Origin of the sequence: Streptomyces sp. NPDC059247 (assembly GCF_042754005.1) — a bacterium.
Classification (GTDB): domain Bacteria; phylum Actinomycetota; class Actinomycetes; order Streptomycetales; family Streptomycetaceae; genus Streptomyces.
The window spans coordinates 486,070-502,650 of record NZ_JBHYZW010000002.1 but is presented as its reverse complement, the minus strand read 5'-3'; the positions used below and the strand labels follow the sequence as shown (position 1 = coordinate 502,650).

Annotated in this window: 13 protein-coding genes; 5 read left to right on the top strand and 8 right to left on the bottom strand. The window is 73.9% G+C overall.

What is annotated here, in order from left to right:
- Positions 1 to 145 precede the first annotated feature (145 nt).
- The 3 genes from ACFXGN_RS06200 to ACFXGN_RS06190 form a co-directional block, all read right to left on the bottom strand.
- Positions 146 to 1,006, bottom strand: a complete 861-nt coding sequence (locus ACFXGN_RS06200; protein WP_384854545.1) for a glycoside hydrolase family 19 protein — start codon at positions 1,004 to 1,006, stop codon at positions 146 to 148.
- A 182-nt stretch (positions 1,007 to 1,188) separates the two neighbouring features.
- A complete protein-coding gene (locus tag ACFXGN_RS06195; RefSeq protein WP_384854090.1) occupies positions 1,189 to 2,139 on the bottom strand; it encodes an FG-GAP repeat domain-containing protein in 951 nt (316 codons plus the stop codon).
- Between the two features lie 298 nt (positions 2,140 to 2,437).
- Positions 2,438 to 3,379: an NADP-dependent oxidoreductase gene (locus ACFXGN_RS06190; RefSeq protein WP_384854087.1), complete on the bottom strand. Its 942-nt coding sequence runs from the start codon at positions 3,377 to 3,379 to the stop codon at positions 2,438 to 2,440.
- Positions 3,380 to 3,638: 259 nt separating this feature from the next.
- Between ACFXGN_RS06190 and ACFXGN_RS06185 the strand changes: the two genes are divergently transcribed.
- Entirely contained in the window at positions 3,639 to 5,174 is a 1,536-nt protein-coding gene (locus ACFXGN_RS06185) for a PstS family phosphate ABC transporter substrate-binding protein (RefSeq protein WP_384854085.1), read from the top strand.
- Between the two features lie 26 nt (positions 5,175 to 5,200).
- Complete coding sequence (locus tag ACFXGN_RS06180) at positions 5,201 to 7,234, top strand: serine/threonine-protein kinase (RefSeq protein WP_384854082.1); 2,034 nt, start codon at positions 5,201 to 5,203, stop codon at positions 7,232 to 7,234.
- Between the two features lie 93 nt (positions 7,235 to 7,327).
- On the opposite strand, the gene ACFXGN_RS06175 is transcribed toward ACFXGN_RS06180, so the two are convergent.
- On the bottom strand, positions 7,328 to 8,611 hold the full coding sequence (locus ACFXGN_RS06175) for an adenylosuccinate synthase (protein WP_351785676.1): 1,284 nt from the start codon (positions 8,609 to 8,611) through the stop codon (positions 7,328 to 7,330).
- Between the two features lie 143 nt (positions 8,612 to 8,754).
- Between ACFXGN_RS06175 and ACFXGN_RS06170 the strand changes: the two genes are divergently transcribed.
- Positions 8,755 to 9,555 carry a diacylglycerol kinase gene (locus ACFXGN_RS06170; protein ID WP_384854079.1) on the top strand — a complete coding sequence of 267 codons (801 nt, stop codon included), beginning with the start codon at positions 8,755 to 8,757 and terminating at the stop codon, positions 9,553 to 9,555.
- Between the two features lie 191 nt (positions 9,556 to 9,746).
- On the opposite strand, the gene ACFXGN_RS06165 is transcribed toward ACFXGN_RS06170, so the two are convergent.
- Positions 9,747 to 10,292, bottom strand: coding sequence for a GbsR/MarR family transcriptional regulator (locus ACFXGN_RS06165; RefSeq protein WP_384854078.1), 546 nt, complete (start codon positions 10,290 to 10,292; stop codon positions 9,747 to 9,749).
- Between the two features lie 84 nt (positions 10,293 to 10,376).
- On the opposite strand from ACFXGN_RS06165, the gene ACFXGN_RS06160 reads away from it, so the two are divergent.
- Together ACFXGN_RS06160 and ACFXGN_RS06155 are read left to right on the top strand one after the other, a co-directional pair.
- The gene (locus ACFXGN_RS06160; RefSeq protein ID WP_384854074.1) at positions 10,377 to 11,345 is read left to right on the top strand and encodes an ATP-binding cassette domain-containing protein; all 969 of its coding nucleotides are present in this window, start codon (positions 10,377 to 10,379) and stop codon (positions 11,343 to 11,345) included.
- Positions 11,342 to 12,913: an ABC transporter permease gene (locus ACFXGN_RS06155; RefSeq protein WP_384854071.1), complete on the top strand. Its 1,572-nt coding sequence runs from the start codon at positions 11,342 to 11,344 to the stop codon at positions 12,911 to 12,913. The genes ACFXGN_RS06160 and ACFXGN_RS06155 overlap by 4 nt, the downstream gene beginning before the upstream one ends.
- A 193-nt stretch (positions 12,914 to 13,106) precedes the next feature.
- Here ACFXGN_RS06155 and ACFXGN_RS06150 read toward each other — a convergent pair whose 3' ends face one another.
- From ACFXGN_RS06150 to ACFXGN_RS06140, 3 genes are all read right to left on the bottom strand, one after another.
- Complete coding sequence (locus tag ACFXGN_RS06150; RefSeq protein WP_384854068.1) at positions 13,107 to 14,333, bottom strand: cytochrome P450; 1,227 nt, start codon at positions 14,331 to 14,333, stop codon at positions 13,107 to 13,109.
- Positions 14,334 to 14,470: 137 nt separating this feature from the next.
- Entirely contained in the window at positions 14,471 to 15,133 is a 663-nt protein-coding gene (locus tag ACFXGN_RS06145) for a response regulator (protein WP_384854066.1), read from the bottom strand.
- Positions 15,130 to 16,452 (bottom strand): sensor histidine kinase, encoded by a 1,323-nt coding sequence (locus tag ACFXGN_RS06140; protein WP_384854063.1) that lies wholly within the window; start codon positions 16,450 to 16,452, stop codon positions 15,130 to 15,132. The genes ACFXGN_RS06145 and ACFXGN_RS06140 overlap by 4 nt, the downstream gene beginning before the upstream one ends.
- Between the last annotated feature and the right edge of the window lie 129 nt (positions 16,453 to 16,581).

Below are 16,581 nucleotides of genomic sequence, written 5' to 3'. Positions count from 1 at the left end.
ACCCTCAACCCTCCAACAACACTCTGCCCCTCGCCGGTTTGGTGTCTTCCCCCGGCCCCGGGGCCGGGCGGGGGGGGCGGCGCCCGGGCCGCGCCCCCCCCCCCGCCGAGACCGCGCCCCGGTGGGGGCGGCCCGTCGGGAGGGATCAGCAGGACAGGTTCGCCCCGGTGGGGACACCCAGGATCTGGGTGAACTGCGTGTACTTGTTGATGCGGCTCTGGACCTGGGCGGGGTTGCCGCCGTTGCACTCCAGGATGCCGTTGATGGAACGGATGGTCTCGCCGAAGCCCACGCCGTTGACGATGGCGTTGTGCGGGGTCATGGTGCCGGGGCCGTTCTGGGTGTTCCAGTACCAGAGACCGGTCTGCATGGCGACGGCCGGGTCCTGCTCGACCTTCCAGGGGTTGTTGAGGAGGTCGATGCCGAGGGCGTCACCGGCGGCCTTGTAGTTGAAGTTCCAGGAGAGCTGGATGGGGCCGCGGCCGTAGTAGGCGGCCTGGCCCGCGGGGCAGCCGTAGGGCTTGCCCGCGTCGCAGTAGTGGGGGTAGTTCGCCTGGTTCTGCTCGACGATGTAGAAGAGCCCGCCGGTCTCGTGGGAGACGTTGGCGAGGAAGGCCGCGGCCTCCTGCTTCTTCACGGTGTCGCTGCCGGTCTTGGCGAAGGCCGGGTAGGACTTGGTGGCGGAGACGAGGCCCGCGTACGTGTAGAAGGGGTTCCGGTTCGGGAACATCTGGTTGAACTGCGCCTCGGAGACCACGAATCCGGAGGGGTCCGGGTTTCCGCCGCCGTCGCCGCAGGCGCCCTGGTCGCGCCAGACGTCCGAGGTGCCGGGACGCTCGTTGAGGGTCCACCACTTCGCGTACCAGTTGCGGCCGTTGAGCGAGGCGGTCATCCCGCCGGTGTAGACGCTGCCCGAGTTCCAGGCGCCGGCGCAGGCGGGTGCGGCGCCCGCGGTGGCGGAGGGGACGAGTACGGCGATTCCTAGGGCCGTACAGAGTGCTGCCATCACGGCGAGCAACTTACGCAGCATGTGCGCTTCCTTCCGGGTGGGGCCGGGTGGGGGAAGCCACAGCGAAGCGTGATTGGTCTGGACCCGTCAAGGTCTAGACCAGAACTTGTGACGATCGGGATGGACTTGGGGGTGGGGTTGGCGTAGCCCCGACCGGAGCTACGCCAACTCCCTCGCTACTAGAGCAGGTTGTAGATCTGGTAGCCGTGGCCGATCTTCACCGGCTTCTGGAACGGGGCGGCCGCGTTGCCCGTTCCCGAGTAACGCAGCAGGTCACCGTTGGTCTTCCGGGCGATCAGGTCCGTCCGGCCGTCCATGTTCAGGTCGCCGACGGAGAGCAGCCGGTCGAACGCGTTCCAGCCACCACCGATCTTCGCGCGGCCCGCGAAGGGGGTCTTGTAGTTGCCGGTGCCCTTGTAGAGCCACAGGACGCCCGACTTGTCGCGGGCGACGATGTCGGCCTTGCCGTCACCGGTCAGGTCGCCCTGTCCGGCGATCTGGGTGTACTGGTCCCAGCCGCTGCCGACCCGGGTGCGCGGGGTCAGCGAGCCGCCCGGGTAGGCGAGGTAGGACCAGAGGACACCGGCCTTGTCGACGCCGATGAGGTCGGCCTCCTTGGCCCCGCCGAGGCTGCCGGGCGACAGGATGGTGCGGTAGATGTGCCAGCCCGTACCGACCTGCTTGTCGTGGTAGTCCAGGTCGTCGGTGATCCAGCTGTAGCTCAGCCGACCGTCCTTGAAGAGCGTGTAGCTGCCGTCCTCCCAGCCGTCCTTGTCGTTGTCGACGTCGACCGTGTCGGCGATCCCGTCGAAGCTGACCCCCACGTCGTACCGGGCGTCGAAGCCGCCCTCGCCGTTCGGGAAGTACAGGTAGAGATTGCTGTTCCGCTTGAGGACGGCCGGCATCGCGAAGGTCGGCGTCTCGACCGGGGCCTCGTCCGCCCGCGCCAGGGCGGAGGCGCGCGGGGCGTCCTGCGCCCGGTGCTCGGCCACGGCGGCGGCCCGCGCGCGGGCGGCGGCGGCCGGGTCGCCGGAGGCGAGGGCGGTACCGGCGGTGGCGGCGAGCGCGACCGCGGCGGCGGTGACGGCGAACGCGCTCCGGAGCACGGCGCCGCGTCGGTTGATCGTCAAGTTTCCCCCCGGGAAAATGTGGGTAACCCCATGAGTCAAAAAGCCTCTCACAGGGGTGTGACAACCTCCCGGCCAGGTCCGGTCCCCTTCGGATCCGCTCCGTCCGCCCACCGAGGGACCGGCCCCCGCCAGGGCCTCCCCGGCCGGACGGACATCCGTCCGGAACCCGTCCGCGCACCCGGGACCGGCCCTACCCCGCCCGGCGCGACCGTCCCCGGCGCCGCCCGGTCCGGTCCCGCCCGCGCCCGACCCGGGCCCCGGGCCCCGGGCCCCGTCTCCCTCAGACCACCCGTCTCGCTCAGACCAGCAGCACGATCCGCCCAGGCCGGTGGCCCGCCTCCGCGCGCCGGTGGGCCTCGGCGGCCTCCTCCAGCGGGAGGACGTCCGCCATCCGGGTGGCCAGCTCCCGCGCGGCGACCCTCTCCAGCATCTCCTTCAGCCGGGCGCCGTCCGGAGCCACCTGTACGGCCTTCACCGTGATGTCCCGCTCGGCGACCGGCGCCCGGTCGCCGGACGCCGTGACGAAGACCCCGCCGTCCTTGAGCGCGGGCAGCAGCGGATCGCCGATCAGGGCCGCGTCGAAGATGCCGTCGAGGCGCTCCGGGGCGAAGCCCAGCACCCCCGTGATGACGTCCTCCGGCGCCCCCCGGGGCACCACCGCCTCCGCTCCGAGGGCCCGCAGTTCGGCCTCGTCGCCACTGTTGGCCAGGGCCGCCACCCGGAGCCCGGCCGCCGCCGCGTGCTGGACGGCGAACCGGCCCACCACCCCGCTCGCCCCGGTGATCAGCACCGTGGAGCCCGTGGGCAGGGCCGGCAGGTCGAGGCCCTGCGCGGCGGTCAGCGAGGACACCGGCACCGAGGCGGCCGTGGGGAAGTCCAGCTCGTCGGGGACCGGGGCCAGCCAGGCCGGATCGGCCAGGAGCATCTCCGCGTACGTCCCCGCGCCCGTCCCCTCCAGCAGCCAGGGAACGAATCCGGCCACCCGGGTGCCCTCGGGCAGACCGGGCGCCGCGTCCAGGAGGCGGCCCGCGAAGTCGAAGCCGAGGACGAAGGGCGGCGCGAGCTCCCCGAGGAAGGCCGCGAAGCGCCCGGAGCGGATCTTCAGGTCCGCCTGGTTCACGGCGGTGGCCTTGATCCGTACGCGCACCCGGCCCGGGACGGCACCCGCCTCCGGGTCCGGTCGGCGGGCCATCCTGAGGACCTCGGGTCCGCCGTAGGCGGTCACTTCGACGACACGCATGGGGTACTCCTCACGGAAGGCCCCCTGGTGGCCATTACACCCACGCTCCCCACCCCCGGGCAACCCCTGATCCCCCGCCCGGGGACCCCTCGGTCCCCGGCCCGGGGACCCCTCGGGGGAGCCGTCGGGGACCGGCCCCGGACCCGCCCCGGGAATCTCCCGGCGGAAGCGCCGGGACCCGCTGACGGAAGGAAGAACTCCAGGTGGCGGTCGGCCGCACCGCCCCCGCCGTCGCACACGCGTCCGTACCGTCGCACGGGTGGAATGGCTGACCGCTGAGAACCTCATCGCCGTGGGCACCGCGCTCCTCGGCGTCCTCGTCTCCGCCGGTGCCGTCTGGTACGAGCGGCGGGTGCCGCACCGGCGCCGGATCGGCTACCGCGTCCAGCTGGACACCGCCATCGGCGACGCCGACGGCTCCCTGTCCGGCGCGGGCACCGCCGTGCGGCGCGGCTTCTTCGACGCGAGCCCCGACCTCGCCGACGCCACCCTCGTGCTGCTCCGGATCGAGAACGACGGCGCCCTCGCCCTCACCTCCGACCACTACACGGACGGCGGCCCGAACGGGCTCACCGTGCGGTTCACCGGCCGCCGGGTCAAGGCGGTCGTCGTCACCGCCCCCGGCCACCCCCGGCTCCTCAGTCACTTTCCGGCCACCTGGTCCGGCCCCGCCGAGGGCGACACCGCCGTCCACCTCCCCAAGGTCCCGCTCAACCGGGGCGCCCACTACAAACTGCTCGTCCTGCTCACCGGCGGCCCGATCGGCGGCCCCGTCACCGTCGAGGGCAACATCGACGAGGGCCACGTCCACCTCAACCACAGCACCACCCCCGACGACACCCCGCCCGTCTTCAGCCGGGTCGCCCGGACCGTCACCGTCGTCCTCACCGTCTGCGTGGTCGCCCTCGCCGCGATCATCGTCCGGGAACAGGACCCGCCGCCGATCGGCTGCGCCCGGGGCACCCTCACCGTCACCGGCTCCACCGCCTTCGCGCCCGTCGTCCGGGAGCTGGCGAAGAGGTACGAGGCCGACTGCGAGGGCTCGACCGTCGTCGTCGACGCGCGCGGCTCGACCACCGGGATACGGGAACTCGCCGACGCGGGCGCGAAGTCCGCCGAGGGCTCCCCCGCCGTCATCGCCCTCTCCGACGGGCGGAGACCGGACGGCTACCCGCGACTGCGCGGGAGCATGGTCGCCGTCTCCCTCTTCACCCTCGTCGTCCATGACGACGTGCCCGTCGACGACCTGACCCTGGAGCAGGTCCGGCGGCTCTACCGGGGCGAGACCGACAACTGGAACCAGCTCGTCCCCGGTCTCGACCGGCCGGTCCTGCTGGTCAGCCGGGACGCCGGTTCCGGCACCAGGGAGGTCTTCCAGCGCCGGGTCCTCGGCCGCAACGAGCCCGCCGTCTCGTCCCGCGACTGCGAGCACCTCGACGATCCCGAGGCGAAGGTGATCCGCTGCGAACTCGACTCCACCGAACAGGTCCTGGCCGCCGTCGCCCGGCTCCCCGGCGCCCTCGGCTACACCGAACTGCGGTCCGGGAGCGGTCTGAAGGGGCTGCACCGGGTGGCCCTCGACGGCAGACGGCCGGTCCTCGACGAGATCGGGGCGTCGAGCTACCCGTACCGGGAGATCGAGTACGCCTACACCTGGGACCGGCCGTCCGCCGACTCCCTGACCTCCAGCTTCCTCACCTATCTGAGCCGGGGCGGCGGGCAGGACGTCGTCCGCGCCCATGGTCACCTGCCCTGCGCCACCCCCGAGGGGATGCGGATCTGCGGGGACGGCTGACGCCCCGTCTGGCATCCTCTGATGACGTGGAGCCATTGAACGCGCAGGACCCGCTCGTCATCGGCCCGTTCCGGCTGCTCGGCCGTCTCGGGGTCGGCGGCATGGGCCGGGTCTTCCTGGCGCGTTCGGCCGGGGGACGCACGGTCGCGGTGAAGGTGGTGCACGCCGAACTGGCCGCCCAGGACGAGTTCCGGCGCCGGTTCGCCCGCGAGGTCGCCGCCCTGGAACGGGTCGGCGGCACCGGCACCGCGCCCGTCCTCGGTTCGGACACGGACGCCGAGGCGCCGTGGGTGGCGATCGGCTACGTGCCGGGGCCCTCGCTGCGGACCGTGGTCGGCGACGAGTCCGGGCCGCTGCCGCCCGCGACCGTGAAGGCGCTGGCCGGAGGGCTCGCCCGCGCCCTCGTCCACATCCACGCCGCCGGGCTCGTCCACCGCGACCTCAAGCCCTCGAACGTCCTGCTGACGGTCGACGGCCCCCGGCTCATCGACTTCGGCATCGCGCGCGCCGTGGACACCGTCGCCGAGGGCGGCAACCTGACCACCACCGGGGCGGTCGTCGGCTCCCCCGGCTTCATGTCGCCGGAGCAGGTGCGCGGGGACCGGCTGACCCCGGCGTCGGACGTCTTCTGCCTCGGCTCGGTCCTCGGGTACGCGGCGACCGGACGGGCCCCCTTCGGTACGGCGGACAGCGGCGTCCACGCCACGATGTTCCGCATCGCCCACGACGAGCCCGACCTGACGGATCTCCCGGCCGAACTGTCCGGGCTGATCCGCGCCTGCCTCGCCAAGGACCCGGCGGGCCGCCCGTCCGCCGCCGAGATCGCCGGGACCCTCCCCGTCCCCGACCCCTGGCTCCCGGCGGGCGTCCTGGCCCGCCTCGGCCGCCACGCGGCCCGCCTCCTGGAGGCGGAGACGGCCCCGGAGGGCCCCGCCGCCGGAGCCGGGCCCCCCGGTCCGGGAGCCGATGGCCCCGGCCCGGACGCCACGGCCGGTGTCAGGGACACCCCTACGGGAGCCCCGGACGCCCGGACGACCGCCGGTTCCGGCTCCCGCTCCCGCTCCGGCTCCGGCTCCGGCTCCGGTGAGCGCACCCCGCCGCCGTCCGCCGGTCCCCACCGGCCGGTCACGGACCTCCCGGTCCCGGTCGGCGGGCCCACCGGCTCCCCCGCGCCCCGGCCGCCCGCCCGGCGCCGGGCCCGTACCGCCCTGGTCGCCGGAGCCGTGGCCCTCGCCGTGACGGCGGCGGGTCTCGCGTACTTCTCCTGGTCCGGTCCCGGCACCGGTGACGAGGGGCGGAAGAACGGGGCCACGGACGCCCGCGCTCCGGGCATCGTCCCGGCCGTCTTCCTCGGCGCCTGGGAGGGCGTCCTCCAGGGCTCCCCCGACCACCCCCGGGAGACCACCCGGATCGAGATCTCGCAGGGCGCGGCGGGTGCCAAGAACGCCGTCTACGTCCAGGTCTCCGAGTACCGCATGTGCATGGGCCGCTCCCGGCTCGTCTCGGCCGACGAGGACAAGGTCGTCCTCGGCGAGTCCGACGTGACGGCCAGTGTGCCCGCCCAGCGCTGCGTCCCGGCCGCCCACCAGACCCTCACCCTGCGCTCCCCCGACGTCCTCGAATGGAGCTCGGGCTCCATGAGGGCCACCTTCCGCAAGGCCCCCACCGGCACCGAGGCCGTCCCCGCCCGCTACCTCGGCCGCTGGTCGCGCGTCCCCGCGCCGGAGATGTACGGCGCGAACGACAGCCGCTACACCTCGGAGGTGACGATCACCCAGGGCCCGGTCGGCTCCTCCGTGTTCCGGGTCCTCACCGGCTCCCCGCGCATGGTCGACGGCGTGCTCACCTCGGAGGACCGGTACTGCGACGCCAGGGCCGTCCTGGCGGGCGTCGGCGGCCTGCTGGTCCTCGGCCCGACCACGCCGGACGCGAACACCGGGGACCGCGAGTGCCAGTCGGGCCCCGCCGGGTACCTGCTCGTCGACAAGTGGAAGGGCAAGGACCGGCTCCTCGTCCACCCGATGCTCGACGGCGAACCGAACGAGTACTACCGGAGCTGACGAGCACCGCCGGAGCCGGGGCCCCGGCGGGCACGCGAAGGGCCCGCGCCCCGGTCGGACCGGGGCGCGGGCCCTTCGTACGCGCGCGTGCTCCTACAGGAAGGAGTTGATCTCGATGGTCTCGGTGCGGCCGGGGCCGACGCCGATGGCGGAGATCGGGGCGCCCGACATCTCCTCCAGGGCCTTCACGTACGCCTGCGCGTTCTTCGGCAGGTCGGCGAAGGTCTTGGCCTTGGTGATGTCCTCGGACCAGCCCGGCAGCATCTCGTAGATCGGCTTCGCGTGGTGGAAGTCGGTCTGCGAGTACGGGAGCTCCTCGACGCGCTTGCCGTCGATCTCGTACGCGACGCAGACGGGGATCTGCTCCCAGCCGGTCAGCACGTCCAGCTTGGTGAGGAAGAAGTCCGTCAGTCCGTTGACGCGGGTCGCGTAGCGCGCGATCGGGGCGTCGAACCAGCCGCAGCGGCGGTCACGGCCGGTGGTGACACCGCGCTCGCCGCCGATCCGGCGCAGCGCCTCGCCGTCCGCGTCGAACAGCTCGGTCGGGAACGGACCGGCGCCGACACGGGTCGTGTACGCCTTGAGGATGCCGATGACCCGGCTGATCTTCGTCGGGCCCACGCCCGCGCCCGTGCAGGCGCCGCCCGCCGTCGGGTTCGAGGAGGTGACGAAGGGGTACGTGCCGTGGTCGACGTCGAGCAGGGTGCCCTGGCCGCCCTCGAAGAGCACGACCTTGTCCTCGTCGAGCGCGTTGTTGAGGATCAGGGTGGTGTCCGCGACGAAGGGCTTGATCTGCTCCGCGTACTGGAGCATCTCCTCGACGATCTGGGCGGCGTCGATCGCGCGGCGGTTGTAGAGCTTGGCGAGCAGCTGGTTCTTGCCCTCCAGCGCCGCCTCGACCTTCTGGGTCAGGATCGACTCGTCGTACAGGTCCTGGACCCGGATGCCCACGCGGTTGATCTTGTCGGCGTAGGTCGGGCCGATGCCCCGGCCCGTGGTGCCGATCTTCCGCTTGCCGAGGAACCGTTCCGTCACCTTGTCGAGCGTGACGTTGTACGGGGTGATCAGGTGGGCGTTGCCGCTGATCAGGAGCTTGGACGTGTCGATTCCACGCTCGTTCAGTCCGCTCAGCTCGGAGAGCAGGACCGCCGGGTCGACGACGACACCGTTTCCGATCACCGGGGTGCACCCCGGTGAGAGGATGCCGGAAGGGAGAAGGTGCAGCGCGTACTTCTGGTCGCCGACGACGACCGTGTGGCCGGCGTTGTTGCCGCCCTGGTAGCGCACTACATAGTCAACGGATCCACCGAGCAGGTCGGTGGCCTTTCCCTTGCCCTCGTCACCCCACTGAGCACCGAGCAGCACAAGTGCGGGCACAGGCGTACACCCCTTCCGGGTGGGGCATGTCCAAGGTCAGGGGCCGAGGCCCGCCTCACCGGTGTGCCCCGGAATAGACGAAGCCCCTGGCGCAATAGCGCAAGGGGCTCTTGCACAAAGATGCTACCCGAGGAAGGACCGAGGTGTCGGATCACGACCAGCTACTGGTCATCGTCGACCCGGTCGCCCGGCGGTCGGACGGCGAGTCCGTGCGGATCGCGAAGGATGTCCTGTCGGCCGGGGCGGAGGTGCGGATCTGCCTGCCGGACGGGCCGGAGGAGTTCTCCCGGGCCCTGGCCAGGCGCGGTTCCCGGCGTCCCGTGGTGCTCGGCGACGACCGGGCGCTGCTGCGGACGGTGGCGCTGCTGCACCGCGAGCGCGAGCTGGCCGGAGTGGTCCTCTCCCTCGTCCCGATCGGCCCGCCCGAGGCCCTGGAGACGGCCCGCGCGCTCGGCGTGCCGCGCGCGGTTCCCGCCGCCGCGCGGGCGGTCCTGGAGGGGTCGGTACGGCGGCTCGACCTGCTGGTCGACGACAGCGACGGGATCGTCGTCGGCGACCTCCTGGTGCCCGCAGGGCCCGTGCCCGGTCCGGCCGCCGCGTCGGTCTGGGGCACCTGCCGGTCCCTGGTCCGCACCCTGGTGCGGCCGGTCCCGGCGGAGCTGGCGGTCCGCACCCACCGGCTGCGGGTGGAGGCGGACGGGGTGCTGCTCGCGGACGTCGACACCCCGGTGGAGGGCCTGACGGTCCGCTCGGCGGGCGGCGCGGCCGAGGTGACCGTGCACCCGGTGGCGGCCCCGCCCCGGTACGCGACCGCCCGGGTCCTCACGGTCTCGGGCCCGGACTTCCGCTACCGCGCCGACGGCCGTCTCACCGGCCCGGTCCGCCGCCGCACCTGGACGGCAGGACCGGGCGCGTGGGGCCTGACCCTGCCACGGGAAGGGTGAGCCCTTACGGGACGGGGGCGTCTGTCCCCTGAGGCCCGTACGGGGGCCGGGCATCCGCCCCCTGGAGCCCGTACGGGACGAGGGGCGAGCCGTCCGTCCCCGCGAACCCCTACGGGGCCGGAGGCCCTGCTCAGGCCCGTGAGCCCCTGAGGGGCCGGGGCGCGGCCCCCGTACGCCCCCGGGCCCCGGGCTCAGTCGCCCGGCGGCGGCGTCGGCGTCGGCGCGTCCGGCGCCGGGCGGGTGCTCCGGTGGACCGCCCAGCGGTCCAGGATGCCCAGCATCTCCCGCTGGAGGAAGGCGAAGAACTCGGCGGTCTCGGCGGTGCGCACCCCCGCCGCCGTGTCCGGGCCGAGGGTCTCCGCGCCCTCCCGCAGGACCTTCTCCCAGCGGGTGAGGACCTGGTCGCGACGGGTGAACGTCTCGTACCAGAGCTCGTTGTGGAGGACGTACCGGTCGCGCCGGGTGCCGGGGTCGCGCTCCCGGCTGACCATGTCGACCTGGCCGAGGTAGCGGACCGCGCCGGAGACGGCGGCAGGGCTGATCATGAGCCGCTCGGCGAGTTCGGCCGAGGTCAGCGAGCCGGTCTCGGAGGCCAGGAGGGCCGCGAAGACCCGGGCGGCCATCCGCTGCATACCCGCCTCGGTGAGTTCGGCGGCGAACCGCTCGACGAAGCGGGAGACCGCCCGCTCGTCGGCGGGAACCGTGCCGCCGGTCCCTGTGCTGCCCATACCGCTCATCGTCTCCCTCGTCCGCCGCCGACCCCCGACTTTATACGCTTCCTTAACTTCACAAGTTTGTGAAAGTAGCGTACGTTCCGAAACATGACGAAGGCAATCAGCGTCGCCGGACTCCACAAGTCCTTCGGGCGCACCCACGCGCTGGACGGCCTCGACCTCACCGTCCCCACCGGCGAGGTCCACGGCTTCCTCGGCCCCAACGGCGCCGGGAAGTCCACCACCATCCGGGTCCTCCTCGGCCTCCTGCGCCCCGACTCCGGCACCGCCCGGCTGCTCGGCGGGGACCCCTGGCACGACGCCGTGGAACTGCACCGCCGGATCGCGTACGTCCCCGGCGACGTCACCCTCTGGCGCAACCTCTCCGGCGGCGAGGTCATCGACCTGCACGGACGCCTCCGGGGCGGCCTCGACCCGGCGCGCCGCGCCGCCCTGGTCGAACGCTTCGCACTCGACCCCACCAAGAAGGGCCGCACCTACTCCAAGGGCAACCGGCAGAAGGTCGCCCTCGTCGCCGCCTTCGCCTCCGACGCCGAGCTCTTCGTCCTCGACGAACCCACCAGCGGCCTCGACCCGCTGATGGAGGAGGTCTTCCGCGACTGCGTCCGGGAGGCCCGCGACCGGGGCCGGACCGTCCTGCTGTCGAGCCATCTGCTCAGCGAGGTCGAGGCCCTCTGCGACCGGGTGAGCATCGTCCGCGCGGGCCGCACCGTGGAGTCCGGCTCGCTCGCCGGTCTGCGGCACCTCACCCGGACCGCCGTCACCGCCGAACTCGCCGCCCCGCCGACCGGTCTCGACCGCCTCCCCGGCGTCCACGACCTCGACGTCACCGGCACCCGGGTGCGGCTCCACGTCGACACCGAGCACCTCGACGGCGTCCTGCGCGCGCTCACCGCCTCGGGCGTACGGAGCCTCACCAGCGCCCCGCCCACCCTGGAGGAGCTGTTCCTCCGCCACTACGCCACCGGGGCCGGGGACCCGGACGCCACCGGGGCCTCGGAGTCCGCCACGGCCCCCGACGCCACCAGGACCTCCGAGGGCGGGGGCCCGCGATGAGCACCGCCCTCACCGGCACCGGCGCCCTCACCCGGCTCGCGCTGCGCCGCGACCGGCTGCTGATCCCCCTCTGGGTCCTCGTCACCGGCGGTCTGGTCGCCAGTGGTCCCGGCACCCTCGCGGACGTCTACCCCACCGCCGCCGACCGGGCCTCGGTCGCCGCCGCCATGAACGCCCAGGGCTCGCTGCGGGCGCTCTACGGGCCCGTCCTCGACGACTCCCTCGGCGGGCTCGTCGCCTGGCGGTTCGGCGTCTTCGCCGCCGTCCTCGCCGCCGTCGCGAGCCTGCTCGTCGTCGTCCGGCACACCCGCGAGGAGGAGGAGACCGGACGGCAGGAGACGCTCTCCGCCGGGGCGGTCGGCCGCCGGGCACCGCTCACCGCCGCCCTCCTCGCCGCCCTCGTCCTGAACGCGGCCGTCGCCCTCCTCGTCACCGCGGGCCTCGCGGGGCAGGGCCTCGCCGGGGCGCTCGCCCTCGGTCTGGCGGTCGGCGGCACCGGCATGGTCTTCGCGGCCACCGCCGCGCTCGCCGCCCAGCTGACCGGGAGCGCCCGGCTGGCCAAGGGCCTCACCGGCGCCGTGGTCGGCCTGGCGTTCGCGCTGCGGGCGGCGGGCGACGCCCGGACCGCCGACGGGTCCTCCGCCTCGGCCTGGCTCTCGCCGTTCGGCTGGGCCGGGCACGTCCGCGCCTTCGCCGGGGAGCGCTGGTGGGTGCTGCTCCTGCCGCTCGCGGCCGTACTGCTCCAGACGGCGGCGGCGTACGCGCTGACCGGCCGCCGGGACGTCGGCGCGAGCTTCCTGCCGACCCGGCCGGGGCCCGCCTCGGGGCGGCTCGGCTCGGCGGGCGCGCTCGCCCTGCGCCTCCAGCGCGGCGCCCTGGCCGGCTGGTCGCTGGGCTTCCTGCTCTGCGGGCTGCTCTTCGGCGGGATGGCGGAGGGCGCGGCGGGCCTCGTCGGCGACAACGCGCGGACCCGGGAGATCATCGCCCGCATGGGCGGCCAGACCGCGCTGACCAGTGCCTTCCTGGCGACTTTCGTCTCCCTGCTCGGGATGGTCGCGGCCCTGTTCGCGGTCGGCGCGGTGCTGCGGGCGCACGGCGAGGAGACCTCGGGGCGGGCCGAACCGCTCCTCGCGGGGCCCCTCGGACGGCTCCGCTGGGCGGCCGGACACCTGGTGGTCGCCTTCGGCGGCTCCGCCGTGCTCCTCGCCCTCGGGGGCCTCGGCCTCGCCCTCTCGTACGGGCGGGATTCCGGGTCCCTCCTCGGCGCCTCGCTCGTCCAGCTCCCGGCCGTGTGGACGCTCGCGGGGCTCGCGGTCCTGCTGTGGGGCGCGGTCCCCCGGGTCGCCGGGGCCGCGTGGGGCGCGGCCGGGCTCTGTCTGGCCCTCGGCTGGGTGGGCCCGGCGCTGGGGCTGCCCCGGGCGGTTCTGGACCTCTCCCCGTACGGGTGGCTGCCGAGGCTGCCGGGGCAGGCGACGGCCTGGACCCCGGTCCTGGTCCTGACGGCCCTGGCCGCCGTCCTGGTGGCCGCCGGACTCGCCCGGCTGCGCCGGCGGGACCTGGAGGTCTGAGCGGGGGGCACCCGGCCGGGGTACGGGCCTCCGGCCGGACCGGGACCGGGCCGGAGCCGCCGGGCCGGACCGGGACCCGGTCGGGGAGGCCGGGCCGGACCGGGACCCGGTCGGGGAGGCCGGGCGGGCCCAAGGCCCAGGAACAGGCCCAAGGCCCAGGAACAGGCCCGGGACCCGGGCCGGAGGCGCCGGGTCAGACCTCCACCAGCAGTTGTTCGAAGCCCCGGATGACGTAGCCCGGTCTGCGGACGGGTTCGGCGGTCAGGCGCAGACCGGGGGCCCGGCGGAGCAGTTCGGCGAAGACCGCGGTGAGTTCCAGCCGGGCGAGCGGGGCGCCGAGGCAGTAGTGGATGCCCGCGCCGAAGGTGAGGTGCGGGTTGTCGGCGCGGGTCAGGTCGAGCCGGTCGGCGGTGGGGCCGAAGCGGGCCGGGTCCCGGTTGGCGGAGCCGAGGAGCAGCGCGACCTCGGAGCCGCGCGGGACGACGGTGCCGCCGACTTCGATGTCGTCGAGGACCCAGCGCTCGAACATCTGGAGCGGGGTGTCGTACCGCAGCAGTTCCTCCACAGCTGTGGACAACTTTTCCGGATCGGGCCGGACGCCCTCCCTCAGGAGCGTCCACCAGCCGTTGACCGTGGTGTTCACGGTGGCCTCGTGGCCCGCGTTGAGCAGGAGGACGCAGGTGGAGACCGTCTCCTGTTCGGTCAGGCCCTCCACCGCGACCAGGGACGAGATCAGGTCGTCGCCCGGTTCCCGCCGCCGCCGGGCGATCAGCTCCCGCAGATAGGCCGAGAACTCCACCGACGCCCGTACCGCCCGCCGGGCCGTGTCCTCCGAGGGGTTCAGCTCGAACATCCCGCAGATCGCGGCCGACCAGGGGCGCAGCATCCCCCGTTCCTCGTCCTCCGCCGGGATGCCCAGCATCTCGGCGATCACCGCGACCGGCAGCGGTTCCGCGACCAGTGCCTGGAGGTCGCCGCCGCCCTCCGCGACCAGCCGCCCGACCAGTTCGGCGGCGAGCCGCCGTACCGTCGGGGCCAGTTCCTCCACGGTCCTCGGGGTGAACGCCGTGGACACGAGCCGCCGGATGCGGGCGTGGTCCGCGCCCTCCAGGTCGAGCAGCCCGTGGTCGTTGAGCGTGTGGAAGGGCTCGTACGCGGCGGGCGGCGCCTCCCGCCCGAACTCCTCGTGACTGAAGCGGTGGGTGTACGTGCGCCCCAGCCGCCGGTCCCTGAGCAGGGCCGACACGTCCGCGTGGTGCGGGATCAGCCACTGCCGGGCCGGACCGTGCCAGTGGGCGCGGCCCGCCGCCCGCAGGGTGGCGTAGGCGGGGTAGGGATCGGCGACGAACGCGGGCGACCAGGGGTCGTACACGGCGGAGACGTCGTCCGTACGGGGGTCCGGGGAAGCGGAAGCGTCCATGGCCGGACGCTACCGCCACCCGGCCCCCGGGGGGCTGTTCCCTCCGCCGGGTCTTCCGGCTGCCGTAGGTCCACGGGAGCCGGAAGCGGGGAGCCGGAAGTGGGGAGCCGGGAGCGGGGAGCCGGAGTCCGGGAGGCCTAGCCTCCGGCGCGTACGAGCCCCGCCTCGTAGGCGAAGACCGCCGCCTGGGTGCGGTCGCGCAGGGCCAGCTTCACCAGGATGCGGCTCACGTGCGTCTTGATGGTGGACTCGGCGACCACCAGGTGATCGGCGATCTCGGCGTTCGACAGTCCTTGCGCGATCAGCACCAGGACCTCCGTCTCGCGCTCCGTCAGCTCCCCGATCTGCGCCATCGCGGGCGGTCGCGGGCCGCTGGCCGGGGCCTTCGCGAACTCGTTGATCAGCCGCTTCGTCACGCTCGGCGCGAGGAGCGCCTCCCCCGCCGCGACCACCCGCACGCCGTCCGCGAGCTGCCGGGCCGAGGCGTCCTTGAGGAGGAAGCCGGAGGCTCCCGCGCGCAGCGCCTGGTACACGTACTCGTCCAGGTCGAAGGTGGTCAGGACGAGCACCTTCGCGTCCGCGTCGGCGGCGACGATCTCCCGGGTGGCGTCGAGGCCGTTCAGCTCGGGCATCCGGATGTCCATCAGGACCACGTCCGGGCGGAGGGCGGCGACCTGGGTGACGGCCTCCCGGCCGTTGACCGCCTCTCCGACGACCTCGATGTCCGGCATGGCGCCCAGCAGCACCGAGAAGCCCTCGCGGACCATCATCTGGTCGTCGACGATCAGGACACGGATCATCGGTCGGTCTCCTCACGGCTCACGGGGATGTAGGCGGTCACCTCGTAGCCGCCGTCCTCGGTGGACTCGGCCGTCATCTCCCCGCCGAGCATCGTGACACGCTCCCGCATACCGGTGATGCCGTGCCCGGCGCCCGGCGAGGGCTTCACCAGGCCCCGGGCGGGGCCGTTGACGACGCGCAGGCCGATCCCGCCGAGGACGTAGCCGATCTCGACCTTCGCCCCGGCGCCCGGCGCGTGCCGCAGCACGTTCGACAGGGCCTCCTGGACGATCCGGTACGCGGAGAGCTCCACGCCCGGCGGCAGCTCCCGCACGGCGCCGGTGACCGTCTTGTCGACGGTGAGCCCGGCCTCCCGCACATTGGCGACGAGCCCGTCGAGGTCGGCGAGGGTCGGCTGCGGGGCGTCGGGGGCCTCGTAGTCCTCGGCGCGGACGACACCGAGGATGCGGCGCAGTTCGGTGAGGGCGGAGACGGCGTTCTCGCGGATGGTGCGGAAGGCCTGCTCCAGCTCCGGCGGCGGGTTCTCGACCCGGTAGGGGGCGGCCTCCGCCTGGATGGCGACCACCGACATGTGGTGGGCGACGACGTCGTGGAGCTCGCGGGCGATGGTGGTGCGCTCCTCCAGGAGGGTCCGCTTGGAGCGCTCCTCGGCGGTGACGGTCTGCTGCGCGGTGACCTCCAGATCGGCCTGGCGGCGGACCTGGAAGACGGTCACGGTGAGCAGCACGAGGGCGGAGAAGAACAGCATCGGGGCGGCTTCGGTGGTGCCGCCGAAGCCGAAGAAGAGCTGGAGGAACACGCAGTAGGCGGCCGTCACGATCCACATCCACGCGGCGGTCCGGGGCCGGGTGCGGGCGGCGACCACGCCGAGGACGATCAGATGGGTGACGAACGAGCCGTGCGACCAGGGCCAGTTGCCTTCCGTGCCGCCGAGGTAGCCGAGGAAGGGCGCGGTGCCCAGCGAGACCCAGAAGGCGAGCGTCGGCCGGATCAGGGTGAGCAGCACGACGGCGGCGGGGACGCAGGCCAGCACGAGCGCCGGCACGCCGAAGCCGTAGTAGATCCGCTGGTATCCCAGGGCGAAGACGATCAGCGCGCAGAAGCCGACGAAGGCGTGCGGGAGCAGCCCCGCGTAGGGCCGTATCCGCCGGGGCAGGAAGCGGGCGGGGCCGGTCTCCACGTTCGCGCGGGGCAGCGGCCGGAAGACGGCCACGTCGTGGAAGAGTTCCTGGCGCAGCCCGCCGAGAGCCGCCTGCGCCAGGCGGATCTCGGGGCTGCGGCTCGTTTCGGGGGTCTGTGTCTGGGTCACGTCGAACACGGTACGGGGGTCGCGGCGGCGGGTCGTCCGGCTGGATGCGGATCCTCCGGGGTCCCTCCTGAGTACTACGGAACCCAGTGTTCCGCCCGGAGGCGGGACCTCCCGCGTCCCCCGTTCCCCGCGCCGCCG